The organism is Pseudomonas sp. Sample_22 (assembly GCF_004307635.1).
GTDB lineage: Bacteria > Pseudomonadota > Gammaproteobacteria > Pseudomonadales > Pseudomonadaceae > Aquipseudomonas.
Map to the genome: position 1 here is coordinate 1 of NZ_RCNY01000007.1, position 15,232 is coordinate 15,232.

Here is a 15,232-nt window from a genome sequence, read left to right on the forward strand (position 1 = left end):
CCAGCTTTCGCTGAACACTTCGCCCTGGTCGAAACGCGAGGTTTTCGACACGCCGCTGAAGGTCAGGGTGGCGATGGTCTTGTCGGCGCGATCGTCCACACCGTCCAGTTGCACATTGAGGTTGTCGATGTAGGTCGACTGGAAGCCGTCGCCCAGATCGGCACGTTCGCGCTTGAGGAACTCCAGCATCTGCGGAGTGACGAACTCGGCGATCTTGTCCATTTCGTTCGCGTCCCAATGTTGTTGCAGGGACTGGAAGTGATTGCGCGCTGCTTCGATGAAGTTGCGTTCATTGAACCAGGCTGGAGCATTGATGACCGGACGAGCGGCGACGGGTGCTGCAGAACCGCCGAAGATCGAACCGCCGGCAGGCTTGTGTTCGAAAGCTTCACGCTGCATCGGCGCGTGACCGGCTGGTGCGAATTGCTCCTGCTGCTTGCGACGACGGGCGGCGATGAAGCGGAAGACCAGGAACGCGATGACCGCCATGATCAGGATGTCGAAGATCTGCATGCCCTGGAAGCCGTCGCCCATGAACATGGACGCCAGCAGGCCACCGGCGGCGATACCGGCCAGTGGGCCGAGCCAGCGCGAAGCGCCACCGGCCTTGGCAGCGGCGCCAGCGGCACCGGCAGCACCAGCGGTCGCCGCAGCGCCGCCCATGCCTGGAGAAGAAGGAGCCATCTGGCTGGTCTGGTGAGTTGGCGCAGCGCCTGCGCTTTTGCCACCACCGAAGCGCTTGGCGGCATTGACGTCGAGACTCATCGTCAGGCCGATGCACAACGCCATGGCGATGCTAAGAAAACGTTTCATAGAGGGAATTCCCATTTGTGGAAGGCACGCGCGCCATGTTGCACAGCTGAAGTGTTACTGGCTAGCGGCAGAGTGTTTCGGGCTTTTGCCTGACAGGTCGGGTTCAGCTTAATCAGGGCAATAAGGCCTGTTAACTTTGGTCTGTAGGAAGAGTGGATAAGTTCTGTAGGAAAGTTGCAAAACCCTGTGGGAGCGAACAGGTTCGCTCCCACAGAAAATTGCTTTAAATCGCTTCCAGCTTCGCATACCCCAGCATCAACCACTTGCTGCCTTCGCTGAAGTTCACCTGCACCCTGGCCGCGGCCCCGGCGCCTTCGAAGTTGAGGATCACGCCGTCCCCGAAAATCGAGTGGCGCACGGTCTGGCCGAGGCTGAAGTCGGTCTGCGGAATCTCGCTGCCGCTGAACAGGTTGCCGCCGCTCATCGACTGGTTGCCGCCAAACGGGCGACTGACGCTGTTGGAAAGCCGCACTTCCTGAATCAGACCTTTCGGCACTTCGCGTACGAAACGCGACACCTTGTTGTAGGTCTCGCTGCCGTAGAGGCGTCGGGTTTCCGCATAAGTCATCACTAGGTTCTGCATGGCGCGTGTGATGCCGACGTACGCCAGGCGCCGCTCTTCCTCGAGACGGCCAGGCTCTTCCAGGCTCATCTTGTGCGGGAACAGGCCTTCTTCCATGCCCACCAGGAACACGTAAGGGAATTCCAGACCCTTGGCGCTGTGCAGGGTCATCAGCTGAATGCTGTCTTCGTGCTCGTCAGCCTGGGTATCACCAGCTTCCAGCGATGCATGGCCGAGGAATGCCGCCAGTGGCGTCAGGTCCTCGTCCTCTTCGCTGTTTTCAAAGTTTCGCGCAGCGCTGACCAGTTCTTCAAGGTTTTCTACCCGGGCCTGGCCTTTCTCGCCTTTTTCCGCTTCGTGATAGGCGATCAACCCCGACTGCTCGATGACGGTCTGGGTCATCAGGTGCAGCGGCATTTCCATGCACTTGGCGGCAAGGTTTTCGATCAGCTCGACAAATGCGCCCAATGCGCTGGCGGCGCGACCGGTAAGGCCTTTGTTGGCTACCAGTTGTTGCATCGCTTCCCACATCGACACATCGCTGTGGCGTGCATGCTCGCGAATCGCTTCGACGGTTTTTTCGCCGATGCCGCGGGCGGGTACGTTGATCACCCGTTCCAGCGCGGCATCGTTGCCACGGCCTTCAAGCAGGCGCATGTAGGCCATGGCGTTTTTGATTTCCGCCCGCTCGAAGAAGCGCTGACCACCGTAGATGCGGTACGGAATGCGCTCGCGCAGCAAGGCTTCTTCCAAAACGCGCGATTGGGCGTTGGAGCGGTACAGAATCGCAATATCGCTTCGCGCCAGGCCGGTTTTCAGCGCACTTTCGATGGTTTCGACAACGTAGCGTGCTTCATCGTGTTCGTTGAAGGCGGCATACAGGTTGATGGCCTCGCCATCGCCGCCGTCGGTCCACAGTTCCTTGCCCAGGCGACCGGTGTTGTTGGCGATCAGGGCGTTGGCAGCCTTGAGGATACCGGCCGTGGAACGGTAGTTTTGCTCCAGACGAATGGTCTCGGCGTCCGGGAAGTCTTCGGAATACTGGTAGATGTTCTCGATTTTCGCGCCGCGCCAGCCATAGATCGACTGGTCGTCATCGCCAACCACCATCAGGCTGTCGCCGCCCTTGGCCAGCAAGCGCAACCAGGCGTACTGCACGGCGTTGGTGTCCTGGAACTCGTCCACCAGAATGTGCCGGAAGCGCTTTTGATAATGCGCCAGCAGGCCCGGATGATCGCGCCACAGGTCGAGGGCGCGCAGCAGCAGTTCGGAGAAGTCGATGACACCGGCGCGCAGACACGCAGCCTCATAGGCTTCATAAATGCTGCGCATGGTCGCCAGGAACAGGTCGCCGCTGGCTTGAATGTGTTGCGGACGCAGACCTTCGTCTTTTTGCCCGTTAATGAACCATTGGGCCTGACGCGCCGGCCAGCGTTGCTCGTCCAGGCCGAGCTCGCGGATCACCCGCTTGACCAATCGTTGTTGGTCATCACTGTCGAGAATCTGGAAGGTCTGGCTCAGGCCTGCCTCTTGCCAGTGCGCCCGCAGCAAGCGGTGCGCCAGGCCGTGGAAGGTGCCGACCCACATGCCGGCCGGGTTGATACCCATCAACTGTTCGATGCGGTGACGCATCTCGGCAGCGGCCTTGTTGGTGAAGGTCACCGACAGAATGGAGTGGGGCGACGCGTTTTCGACCTGGATCAACCAGGCGATACGGTGCACCAGCACTCGGGTTTTACCGGAACCAGCACCGGCCAGGACCAACTGACGGCCTACGGGGGCCGCTACGGCCTGACGTTGGGCATCGTTGAGGGAGTTCAGCAAAAGGGAGAGGTCATCGCGCATCGGGGCATTCTAGGGGGCGGCGCCACACCGGGCAAATCCCGCTTTGCATTAGCCGATGAAAGAGGTGTGCGGGACGACCGGTCAGTCATTGTCCGTAAGCATTGCAGCTACATGCCTGGGGGCATTTGCGCGGGGGCGGGTGGCAGGCAGATTTGTCTGTTTTTTGACCGGCAGCAGTTTGGTCAGGGCAGATGCTTGTGTATGCTCCGTCGACGTTTCGGGCTCATGCTCATCATTATAAGAACAAGAATATCGCCTATGACCCTCAGCTTCGACCTGTCGGGCCCCACTGCGCAGCCCCGGGTTATTCGTAAACAATACGCCATGGAGATGGCGGTCGAACGCACGCGTCTGCTGTATCAGGGCTCTCTGCTGCCTACGCTGTTCATGTTGATCAATGGTCTGGTCTGCGCCGGTTTACTCTGGAGTCCGCAGCGTTACTTCCTGGTCACGGTCTGGCTGGTATGGCTGCTGTCACTGGTGGCATTGCGGGTGATTCAGGTTGCCGCCTTCGATTCGGCCATTCCCAATCGTCAGGCTCACCCCATTTGGCTACGCATGTTTTTATTGGGCTCCGGCCTCACCGGCCTGACTCTGGCGGGTGCCGGCATCGCCCTGGTTCCCGCCGATAACTTCATTCAGCAGGCCTGGGTCTTCGGCCTCATCGGTGCCGCGGCGCTTTCCGCCAGTGTGGCTTATGCGGTCAGTTTGCCGGCCTTTCTTTCGTTCACCTTGCCCTGTCTGCTGCCGGCCATCGCTTACATGTTTTGGGGGGGAGACGAGCAGCAGCAAGGTTGGGGCTGGTTTGGATTGATTCTGCTGGGTGCACTGAGCGTGGTTGCCTGGCAGGTCAATCGTTTGATCGATCGGGGCTTGATGCGACGTTTTCAGAATCAGGCGCTCATCGAACACCTGCAACAGGCACAAAGTTGCAGTGACCAGCTCAATCAGAAGCTGGCCAAGGAAATTGAGCAACGCCAGCGTGCCGAAGAAGAACTGCGGGAAATCCAGACCGACCTGGAAAACCGTGTTGCCCAGCGCAGCCTCGAACTGGACGCCGCCAGCCAGGCGTTGAGCAAGAGTGAAGCGCGCCTGGCGCTGGCCCTGAAGGCCAGCGAATTGGGGCTGTGGGACTGGAACCTGCAAACCGACGAAGTTCACCACACGCAGATTCAGGAATTGTTCGGCCTGGAGCCGGAACAGGTGACGGGCATTTTGCGTCACCTCAAGCCGCGGCTGCACCCGGAGGACCTTCCCGGACTGAAAAGAGCACTGGTCGAGCATTTGAAAGGGCGCACCGAGGACTATCAGATCGAATATCGCGTGCGGCATGGCGACGGCCACTGGGTCTGGATCGAGGACCGCGGGCGGGCAGTCGAGCGTGGCGAAAACGCAAGGGTGATTCGCATGGTCGGCACCCGTCGCGACATCAGCGTCAGCAAAGGTCTGGAAGAGCAGCGGCAGCTGGCCGCGACCGTGTTCGAAGCGGCCAGCGAAGGCATTGTGATTTTCGATCCGAATTACAAGCTTATCGCGATCAATCAGGCTTTCAGTCGGGTGACCGGCTACGACATCGAGGACATGATCGGGCGCAATGTCGTTGAATTACCGTGCAGCCGCGATGCGCGCAGGCATTACGCGTCGATTCACCAGGCGCTGGAACAGCAGGGCAGTTGGCAAGGCGAACTGGTGGAAACCCGCAAGAACGGCGAGATGTATCCGCAATGGCTGCAGCTGAACGCCGTACGCGATACTCGGGGAAATGTCAGTCATATCGTGGGCTTCTTCGCTGATCTTTCGGCGCGCCGAGAGTCCGAAGAGCGCATGCGTTATCTAACGCATTACGACGAACTGACCGGCCTGGCCAACCGCTCGATGTTCCGCGAACGACTCAGCGAAGCGCATCAACGGGTGCGTCAGGGCGGTTATCGCAGCCTGGCGTTGCTGCACATCAATCTGGACCGCTTCAAACAGCTCAACGACAGCCTGGGGCATGAAATCGCTGACCAGTTGTTGCAGAAGATGGCTCGACGGTTGGTGAATGCATTGCCGGAAGCGGACACCATCGCGCGCCTGTCCGGTGACGAATTCGCGGTGCTGTTCAACGCTTACGGCAACCTGTCGAGCCTGGCGCGGGTGGCGACGCGTCTGGCGAGCAAGTTGCGGTTGCCGGTGACCATTGATGGGCATGAGCTGGTGGTCAGCGCGTCGATGGGCATCAGTTTATTGCCGGACAGCGCCCGGGATATTTCGGCATTGGTCAGTCAGTCGAACATGGCCATGCAGCACGCAAAGCATCTGGGAGGGAACAACTTCCAGTTCTATACCGACAGTTTGCAAGCCAGCACGCTGGAGCGTTTGCAAATGGAAAACCAACTGCGAAAGGCTGTCGAAGAGAAGCAGTTGAAGGTGTTTTATCAACCGAAATTGTGCCTTGCCACGGGCAAGTTGAATGCCGCCGAGGCCTTGGTGCGTTGGGATCACCCGACCATGGGCCGAGTGCCTCCTGGGGATTTCATCGGGTTGGCCGAGGAAACCGGGCTGATTGGTCCGATAGGCGAGTTCGTACTGCGTCAGGCTTGCTGGCAAGCCTGTGAATGGCAGCGGCAGGGACTTGAAGCGATTCGGGTATCTGTGAACCTGTCCGTGCACCAACTGCGACAGGGCAAGCTGGTCAGTCTGGTGCGCCAGGTCCTGGAAGAAACCGGGCTGGAGCCGCGCTACCTTGAGCTGGAACTCACCGAAAGCCAGTTGCTGGACAGCGTCGAACACATCATTGCGACGTTCCAGCAATTACGTGATCTGGGCGTGAAACTGGCGATTGATGATTTCGGCACAGGCTATTCGTCCTTGAGTTATCTGAAGCGGATTCCCGTCGATTACGTGAAGATCGATCAAGCGTTCATTCGTGGCCTGGGGGAGGGTAGCGAAGATGCGGCGATTACTCGGGCGATCATCGCCATGGCGCACGGCCTGGCATTGAAGGTCGTGGCGGAAGGCGTCGAGCGGATCGAACAGCTTGAGTTTCTGAAAGCTGAACAGTGTGATGAAGTGCAGGGTTATCTGGTCAGCCGCCCGGTAGAGGCCGAAACCCTGGCCGGCTTGCTGCATGCTCAGGCCGCCAGTTGAGTAGAAGGCGTCCCGGTCTCAGCAGCTGAGACTGCGGGACGCCTGAATTGCCGGAAGCGCAATTGATGCTTAGTGGGTGATCGATACTTTATCGATATGGTGCAGCAACTTTCCTTCGTAGAAGATGCTCACGCTGCAAACATCAGAGTTGCCCGGCACTTTGTATTCTACAAACTTGTCGGTTTCGACTTGCAGCGAAATTTCATTGGAGCTTTCAAGTTTAAGTTCCAGGCGCAAGTCATAGGATTTATCTTGCTCTTCACTCAATTCCAGCTTTGGGGTAATGCCCGTATGCGCCACGGTTACGACGCCATAGGTGCGAAACGAAGCGGCGCCTGGCATGCGGTCGATCTGTGCGGTCCAGCCTTTGGTTTTAATAGTCATGATGTGTAGCTCCTTTAGTTTTGATTCGCTTCCTGCGCAATTAATATACCCAGCTGAAGTTTGCTTTGGTTGAATTTTGTTAGTTTGATTTGTAAATCGGCGTGTGTTGTTATCGAGTGCTCATGCCGCATTGGTTTTATATTTTGCCAAGTAACTAATTCAATGTTTTTCAGTTCAAAACTCGCGCTTCGGCCCCGCGCCATGAGTGCTACATGAGGCGCGGACGCCAGAAATCGAGGGATTCGGTAACGCATTGAGCAGGCAAAAAGCCAATTCATGTAGTATAACTACAAGCGTGCTACATCCCCGGCACCTGCCAATAACAAAGAGTCCAGCCCTTTGAATCTGCTGCAACACATCGCCCAGTCACGTCACCTGTTACGCAAGTCGGAGCTCAAGGTCGCCGATCATGTGCTGCTTGACCCTGCGGCTGTGATGCACAGCTCCATGGCCGACCTGGCCCATAGCGTAGGCATCAGTGAGCCGACCATCGTGCGCTTTTGCCGCGCCATCGGGTGTTCCGGGTTCCAGGACCTGAAACTGAAGCTGGCCCAGAGCCTGGCAGCCGGTGCGAGTTTCGGGCAATTCGCGATCCATGAAGACGATTCGGTGGCCGACTACAGCCTGAAGATCTTCGACACCACGTTGCATACCCTGATGGAGGTTCGAGAAAAGCTCGACCCACTGGAATTGCAGCGAGCAGTGACGCTGATGTCCCAGGCGCAGCGGGTCGAGTTCTACGGTTTCGGTGCTTCGGGTGCGGTAGCGGCGGATGCGCAGCACAAGTTCTTCCGTTTGTTGCTGACCGCAGCGGCGTACTCCGATCCGCATATGCAAGCGATGTCGGCGGTGACGTTGAAACCGACAGACGTGGCGATCTGCATCTCCCAGTCCGGGCGCTCCAAGGATCTATTGATCACTGCCAATCTTGTGCGTGAGAGCGGCGCTTCGCTGATTACCCTGTGCCCGAGCCAGACACCGTTGGCCGAGTTGTCGACGGTCAACCTGGCGATCGACGTGCACGAAGACACCGAAATCTACACGCCGCTGACCTCGCGTATTGCCCATTTGGTGGTAATCGACGTATTGGCGATGGGCGTGGCAATGGCGCGCGGGCCGAGCCTGGTCAACCACCTCAAGAGCGTTAAACGCAGTTTGCGCAGCTTGCGGTTGTCGCCCAAATCGGTGAAAGCGCTGGACGACTGACTTCAAGGCCCGCGCGGCCCCCTGTGGCGAGGGAGCTCGCTCCCGCTGGGTCGCGAAGCGGCCCCAAAATTGTGCGACTGCTGCGCAGCCGAACGGGAGCAAGCTCCCTCGCCACAGGACCAAACAACATTCATCGGTCTGTAACCATCAAGCCGCCAAACCGTCATCCCCCACGTCTATCTTGAAACTCCCGTACTCGTCTTGGGAGACTTGAAATGGCCCTGCCTTACGAAGAACGCAACAGCGCTGTCAAAACCCGTCGTCAACAAGAAGATCAACGGCGCATGGAGTTTCGCCGCGCTATTGAAGATCGTTGCGAGCGCCGTCAGCTTCTGGCCGAGATTGGCGATTTTCCTGAAGATTTCGAGCTCAATTATTGGCAGGCTGCGCCGACAGCTTCCCGGCGAAGCGCTCAACCAGGCCGCTGATCTGCACCCGCTCGCTGCGCACGAACGCAAGGAAGGCGTGAGCCACTGGTGACAGCCGTTTAGCCTTGGCTTGCACCAGACACCAGCTGCGATAAAGCGGCAGTTCTTCGACCGGCAACTCGATCAACCCACCGGTCGCCAGTTCGAGGTTCAGGGCGTGGCGCGTCAACAACGCCACGCCCAGACCCGCCAGCACGCATTCGCGTTGAGCTTCGGCTGATGACACTTCCTGTGTCTGGTTGAAGTGCACGCGCTTTTCCTTGAAGTACTCTTCGCACGCCAGGCGTGTCCCCGAACCGGGCTCGCGCAGCAGCAGGGTATAAGGTTCCAGATCCTGCAGGCGCAGGGGGCCCATGTGGCACAGTGGATGATTCGGTGGCGCCACGGCGACAATCGGATTGTTCAGGAATGGCAGGAATTCCAGGCCCATGTCCTGTGGCACCATGGACATGATGACCAGGTCGTCACGGTTGTCCGAGAGGCGTCGAATCACCTGCCCCCGGTTGACCACCGTCAATTGCAGGTTGACCTCCGGATGCTGGCGCTTGAACGCGGCAAACAAGTGCGGAACGAAGTACTTGGCGCTCGATTCCACCGCCAGTTTCAATTGACCCTGTAGGGAGCCCTGCATGTCCGATAGCTGCATATCGAGGTTTTCCAGGCGCCCGAAAATGTCCCGGCTGGCGCGTTGCAGTGCTTCGGCCGCTTCGGTCATGTAGAGTTTTTTACCGACGTAATCGAACAATGGCTGGCCAACCAGTTCTTCGAGTTGGCGAATCTGCAGGCTTACGGCCGGTTGTGTGAGCGACATTTCGTCGGCTGCGCGGCTGTAGGACCTCAAATCGCAGACTTCATTGAAGATCTGCAACTGACGCAACGTCATACGCATCAATGACTTACGCACTTTATTAGTCCTCTCGCCGCTGGCTGATACAGCAACTATAAGTCTTTACTTATGCGTGACCCAATAATTATTCATTTTTGTTAATCCCTTGTGGGCGCTAGTGTGGGGCTGCGACCAAATTGAAACATTTGGTCACGCGTCGACCTGGTCTAGCGGGTCGTGGGTACCACCGGCTCAAGGGAACCTCCAAGTGATAAAAAAGATCCTGATCGCCAACCGTGGTGAGATTGCCGTACGCATCGTACGTGCCTGCGCCGAGATGGGTATTCGCTCGGTCGCGATCTATTCCGATGCCGACCGTCATGCCCTGCATGTGAAGCGTGCGGACGAGGCCCACAGCATTGGCGCCGAGCCATTGGCGGGCTACCTGAACCCGCGCAAGCTGGTGAACCTGGCCGTGGAAACCGGTTGTGATGCATTGCACCCCGGCTACGGCTTCCTCTCCGAGAACGCTGAACTGGCAGACATCTGCGCAGAACGCGGGATCAAATTCATCGGTCCATCGGCTGAAGTGATTCGCCGCATGGGCGACAAGACCGAAGCCCGCCGCAGCATGATCAAGGCTGGCGTGCCGGTTACCCCAGGTACCGAAGGCAACGTCTCGGGTATCGAAGAAGCCCTGACCGAAGGCGATCGTATCGGCTACCCGGTGATGCTCAAGGCCACTTCCGGTGGCGGCGGCCGCGGCATTCGTCGCTGCAACAGCCGCGAAGAGCTCGAACAGGCGTTCCCTCGCGTGATCTCCGAAGCCACCAAGGCGTTTGGTTCCGCTGAAGTGTTCCTGGAAAAATGCATCGTCAATCCCAAGCACATCGAAGCGCAGATCCTGGGCGACAGTTTCGGCAACGTCGTGCATCTGTTCGAGCGTGACTGCTCGATCCAGCGCCGCAACCAGAAGCTGATCGAGATCGCCCCGAGCCCGCAACTGACCCCTGAACAGCGCGCCTATATCGGTGACCTGTCGGTGCGTGCAGCCAAGGCTGTGGGTTACGAGAACGCCGGTACTGTGGAGTTCCTGCTCGCTGAAGGCGAGGTGTACTTCATGGAGATGAACACCCGGGTGCAGGTGGAACACACCATCACCGAAGAAATCACCGGCATCGACATCGTCCGCGAGCAGATCCGCATCGCTTCCGGTCTGCCGCTTTCGGTGAAACAGGAAGACATCCACCACCGTGGATTTGCCCTGCAATTCCGGATCAACGCCGAAGACCCGAAAAACAACTTCCTGCCGAGCTTCGGCAAGATCACCCGTTACTACGCGCCCGGCGGTCCCGGCGTGCGTACCGACACGGCGATTTACACCGGTTACACCATTCCGCCGTTCTACGATTCCATGTGCCTGAAACTGGTGGTGTGGGCGTTGACCTGGGAAGAGGCGATGGACCGTGGCTTGCGCGCTCTGGACGATATGCGTCTGCAAGGGGTCAAGACCACCGCCGCGTATTACCAGGAGATCCTGCGCAATCCGGAATTCCGTAGCGGCCAGTTCAACACCAGTTTCGTTGAAAGCCACCCTGAACTGACCAACTACTCGATCAAGCGCAAACCCGAAGAGCTGGCCCTGGCCATCGCCGCCGCCATCGCCGCCCACGCAGGCCTGTGAGGAATAGAACAATGTCCAAGAAGATCCATGTAACCGACACCATCCTGCGCGACGCCCACCAATCGCTGCTGGCGACCCGCATGCGCACCGAAGACATGCTGCCGATCTGCGACAAGCTCGACAAAGTCGGCTACTGGTCGCTGGAGTGCTGGGGTGGGGCGACGTTCGACGCCTGCGTACGTTTCCTGAAAGAAGACCCGTGGGAGCGTCTGCGCCAATTGCGCGCGGCACTGCCTAACACGCGTCTGCAAATGCTCCTGCGCGGTCAGAACCTGCTGGGCTATCGCCACTACAGCGACGACGTGGTCAAAGCTTTCGTTGCCAAGGCCGCGGTCAACGGCATCGACGTGTTCCGCATCTTCGACGCGATGAACGACGTGCGTAACCTGCGCGTGGCGATTGAAGCGGTGAAAGCCGCAGGCAAGCACGCTCAGGGCACCATCGCCTACACCACCAGCCCGGTGCACACGATTGATGCTTTCGTGGCGCAAGCCAAGCAAATGGAAGCCATGGGTTGCGACTCGGTGGCGATCAAGGACATGGCCGGCCTGCTGACCCCATACGCCACCGGTGAACTGGTGCGGGCGTTGAAAGCCGAACAGTCGCTTCCCGTGTTCATCCACTCTCATGACACCGCCGGTCTGGCGACGATGTGCCAGCTCAAGGCAATTGAAAACGGTGCCGACCACATCGACACCGCGATCTCCAGCTTCGCCTCGGGCACCAGCCACCCAGGCACCGAATCGATGGTGGCTGCGCTCAAAGGCAGCGAATTCGACACAGGCCTGGACCTGGAGTTGTTGCAGGAAATCGGCCTGTACTTCTACGCCGTGCGCAAGAAGTACCACCAGTTCGAAAGCGAATTCACCGCTGTCGACACTCGTGTGCAAGTCAACCAGGTGCCGGGCGGGATGATTTCCAACCTCGCCAACCAGTTGAAGGAGCAGGGCGCGCTGAACCGCATGGGCGAAGTGCTGGCCGAAATCCCGCGCGTTCGTGAAGACCTCGGCTTTCCTCCGTTGGTGACCCCGACTTCGCAGATCGTCGGCACCCAGGCGTTCTTCAACGTGCTGGCCGGTGAGCGTTACAAGACGATCACCAACGAAGTGAAGCTTTACCTGCAAGGTGGCTATGGCAAGGCACCGGGCACCGTGAACGAGAAGCTGCGTCGCCAGGCCATTGGCAGCGAAGAGGTAATCGACGTTCGTCCGGCCGATCTGCTCAAACCGGAAATGGCCAAGCTGCGCGCTGACATCGGTGCATTGGCCAAGTCCGAAGAAGACGTGCTGACCTTCGCGATGTTCCCGGATATCGGTCGCAAGTTCCTCGAGGAACGTGCTGCCGGCACCCTGACACCTGAAGTGCTGTTGCCGATTCCTGAGGCCGGTGGTGTTGCATCGGCTGGCGGCGAAGGCGTACCGACCGAGTTCGTCATCGACGTGCACGGCGAAACCTACCGCGTCGATATCACCGGTGTTGGCGTCAAGTCCGAAGGCAAGCGGCATTTCTACCTGTCCATCGACGGTATGCCGGAAGAAGTGGTGTTCGAACCGCTCAACGAATTTGTCGGCGGCGGCAGCAGCAAGCGCAAGCAAGCCACAGCTCCGGGCCACGTCAGCACCACCATGCCGGGCAACATCGTCGATGTGCTGGTCAAGGAAGGCGACTCCGTCAAGGCTGGCCAAGCGGTGCTGATCACCGAAGCGATGAAGATGGAAACCGAAGTGCAGGCGGCCATCGCCGGTAAAGTCACCGCCATTCACGTGGCCAAGGGCGACCGGGTGAACCCGGGCGAAATCCTGATCGAAATCGAAGGCTGAGTTAACAGCCTCGATCTACCGCTTTAAACCTCGGGGGAGCATGTGCTCCCCTTTTTTTCGCCTCGGGTTTGGGCTCTCAGAAACTCATTCGCCACTGACCTGTAACGCCGTGGTTGCGGCTGTCGGTGCCGATCTCACCCGTGATGCCGACGGCCAGCGTGTGTTTCGCTGAAAATCCAAGGTCCAGCCCGGCATCGACCAGCAGGCTGTCACGATCCAGTGGCACGCCGGAAACGGTGAAGTTTTTCCCACCCGTAACTATTTGTTGGCGAGTATCGCTGTAGACGTCCCCGTAGGTGTGTTTCCAGCCAGCGCTGAACCGCGGGGTCAGTTGCATGCCGTTATCCAGCGCGGTGAGCTTCGCCAGTCGCAGGCCGAATGTGCTGTTCAAATTGTTCTGCGTTTGACCGTGTACCTTCAGTGCCGCTGCACCACCTTTTTCCGTGAAGGTATCGCGCTGATAGCGTTGGTAGCCCAGGCTGGCAAACGGTTCGATGCTGACATTCGCCCGGCCCAGGTTGTAACCCAATTCCGCGAAAGCCTGCTGGGTGCTGGCATCGTAGCGGCCTTCGGGGCGGTCGCTGAAACCTTTGAAGGCAACCCGTCGTTTAGTGCTGCCATCGTGGCTGCTGTAGGTCGCACCCAGTCGCATTGACAGGGGACCGTTTTGACGCAGGGCGTAGGCGCCCACATGCCAGCTGTCGAGATTGCCGTCGAGTCCCCGACTGTTCAGGCGCGTGTCGGATTTGCCGCTGATAACACCCAGCCGCCAGTCCTCTGCGATACCCCAGTCCGCTCCGATTACCAGCCCGTGGGTGGTGTGTTTCAGAGCATCGTAATCGCGATCCAGGGTCCCACCATGACCCAATGCTTGCAGCCAGACCCGACCATTGTCTTCGCTGCCGGCAGCCAGGCGTGGTGCATTGCGCCTCGTGGCGTTGCCATAGCCACTGGCACTGTCCAGCTGACGCATGGCTGAGAGCATGGTTGCGCTGATTGGGCTGTCACTGTTCAGGGTCGCCTTCGCGAGGTTGGCGTTTTGGCTGGCGGCCAGTTGCTCGATGGCAATAGATGCGGTCTGTTTGTCAGCGCGGAGCAGGGCTGCGACCGCAGCGTTTGTGGGGATGGGTGCCTTTGGTAGTGAGGCGACGGAAGGGGTAGCTGGAGGAGTTGAAGCTGTGTCGGATTTGTCAGATGGCGTTTCAGCGGTGACGGTTTGGTTGCTGGTAACCGGCGTTGCGGCTATGGCAGGTTGTTCGGGGGGCATTGCTGTAGAGGCTGTCGACTGATTTTCATCGGCAGTGGTTGGGGTTAAGACCGGAACGGATGTACCGGTGTCTGTGGGTAGATTCGGGACTTCAGCGACGGAGGGTGCTTGAAACTCAATATCGTCAAGGCTTTCACCGAGTTCCCTGCCATTGTCCGTGATAGCGGCAACCGCGAACGGTACGTCGTTGCGGACGAAGATCAAGCCGAAAGTCTTGGCCTGGTAATCCGGCTCGGGTGTCAGGAACGCAAGATTGTTGAGAATCTTCCCGAATTTCCCTTCGATTTTGTCGGCAACCAGGATGGTTTTTTCGCTGATCAGCGGGTAATCACCCGATGCCGCCACGATGTTCAGTGTGGCGCCGCCGAGGTTGGCGGTGCCATCGACCACAATCGTTTCACTGTTGAGCCCATCATCGATCTCGTAGCTCAACTCGGCGGTTTTCGAGAGATTCAAATCACCTTTGACCTTTGGTGCACCGTGCAAACTGTTGACAGAAAGTTTTCCATTCACGGTGAGGGAACCGGTCAAGCCGCTGCCCGCAAAAACGCCTTTTTCTTCAACCTCGACGTCGCCTTCGATAAAGCCCGGGTTGTTCAGGAAACCTCCCGGTCGCACCGTCGCGCCGCCGCCAATCTTCCCATTGTTGACCAGCGTTCCCTGGGTCAGTGCCCCACCCAGAATGTGCCCTTCGTTGATTAGCGTTGCTTTTGAACGAATCAAGACCCCAATGTTGAAATCACCGGAGCCATTCACGGTCCAGGTGCTGCGTTTGAGCTCCAGACCTGCAAAACGTCGACTGTCGTCCAATGTGCCACCGCTCGCGGTATCGAGTTGCAGGAAATTGTCCCCGCCACCACCGTCAATCAACCCGGAAAGGGCGCCTCGGCCAGATACAATGACCAGGTCATTTCCATCGCCGAATGTCCGGTTAACGCCATCCGCTGCTTTGCCAATGGTCTGTTTGTCAGTGGTGGGATCATTGATGAATGCATCGAGTGCCGCCATGAGCTGCTCCGGTGTTGCATCCGGAGCAATGGTGGTATTGATGGACACTTGCTGGGCAAGTGAAATTTCAGCGCAACCCACTGCGAGCGCAATCGCCAGCGCCAGATGTTTCGGTCGGTATTTGTGTTGAACGGGCATCGAGTACGGCCTCTTTTGACAGGAAGCCAAACTCTAAAAGGCAGTGAAAAATATCGATGTCAGGCGCATCCGCAGGTGCTGCGGCTGATGTCGGAATGGGGCGCAGAAAAAATACAGCCACC

10 protein-coding genes are annotated in these 15,232 nt (G+C 58.5%); 5 read left to right on the top strand and 5 right to left on the bottom strand.

The genetic code is table 11. The features are described 5' to 3' along the window. Both D8U73_RS01065 and uvrD read right to left on the bottom strand, forming a co-directional pair. On the bottom strand, nucleotides 1-813 hold an 813-nt coding region (locus D8U73_RS01065; protein WP_130903491.1), incomplete at its 3' end, for a TIM44-like domain-containing protein. Between the two features lie 223 nt (nucleotides 814-1,036). Then, complete coding sequence (uvrD, locus tag D8U73_RS01070; RefSeq protein WP_130903492.1) at nucleotides 1,037-3,220, bottom strand: DNA helicase II; 2,184 nt, start codon at nucleotides 3,218-3,220, stop codon at nucleotides 1,037-1,039. A 258-nt stretch (nucleotides 3,221-3,478) separates the two neighbouring features. On the opposite strand from uvrD, the gene D8U73_RS01075 reads away from it, so the two are divergent. Continuing rightward, the gene (locus D8U73_RS01075) at nucleotides 3,479-6,349 is read left to right on the top strand and encodes an EAL domain-containing protein (protein WP_130903493.1); all 2,871 of its coding nucleotides are present in this window, start codon (nucleotides 3,479-3,481) and stop codon (nucleotides 6,347-6,349) included. A gap of 69 nt (nucleotides 6,350-6,418) precedes the next feature. Here the strand turns inward: D8U73_RS01075 and D8U73_RS01080 are convergent, their stop codons facing one another. Continuing rightward, entirely contained in the window at nucleotides 6,419-6,733 is a 315-nt protein-coding gene (locus D8U73_RS01080) for a hypothetical protein (RefSeq protein WP_130903494.1), read from the bottom strand. A gap of 339 nt (nucleotides 6,734-7,072) precedes the next feature. Between D8U73_RS01080 and hexR the strand changes: the two genes are divergently transcribed. Further along, a complete protein-coding gene (gene hexR, locus D8U73_RS01085; RefSeq protein WP_007954250.1) occupies nucleotides 7,073-7,939 on the top strand; it encodes a transcriptional regulator HexR in 867 nt (288 codons plus the stop codon). Between the two features lie 215 nt (nucleotides 7,940-8,154). Further along, entirely contained in the window at nucleotides 8,155-8,367 is a 213-nt protein-coding gene (locus D8U73_RS01095; protein WP_130903495.1) for a hypothetical protein, read from the top strand. Here D8U73_RS01095 and D8U73_RS01100 read toward each other — a convergent pair. Beyond that, nucleotides 8,309-9,271 (bottom strand): LysR family transcriptional regulator, encoded by a 963-nt coding sequence (locus tag D8U73_RS01100; protein ID WP_130903496.1) that lies wholly within the window; start codon nucleotides 9,269-9,271, stop codon nucleotides 8,309-8,311. The two genes, D8U73_RS01095 and D8U73_RS01100, sit on opposite strands and share 59 nt — an antisense overlap. Nucleotides 9,272-9,461: 190 nt before the next feature. On the opposite strand from D8U73_RS01100, the gene D8U73_RS01105 reads away from it, so the two are divergent. After that, nucleotides 9,462-10,877: an acetyl-CoA carboxylase biotin carboxylase subunit gene (locus tag D8U73_RS01105; protein ID WP_056854322.1), complete on the top strand. Its 1,416-nt coding sequence runs from the start codon at nucleotides 9,462-9,464 to the stop codon at nucleotides 10,875-10,877. Nucleotides 10,878-10,888: 11 nt separating this feature from the next. Next, nucleotides 10,889-12,697: a sodium-extruding oxaloacetate decarboxylase subunit alpha gene (gene oadA / locus D8U73_RS01110; RefSeq protein ID WP_056854323.1), complete on the top strand. Its 1,809-nt coding sequence runs from the start codon at nucleotides 10,889-10,891 to the stop codon at nucleotides 12,695-12,697. A gap of 76 nt (nucleotides 12,698-12,773) precedes the next feature. Here oadA and D8U73_RS01115 read toward each other — a convergent pair whose 3' ends face one another. Then, complete coding sequence (locus D8U73_RS01115; protein ID WP_130903497.1) at nucleotides 12,774-15,110, bottom strand: autotransporter domain-containing protein; 2,337 nt, start codon at nucleotides 15,108-15,110, stop codon at nucleotides 12,774-12,776. Between the last annotated feature and the right edge of the window lie 122 nt (nucleotides 15,111-15,232).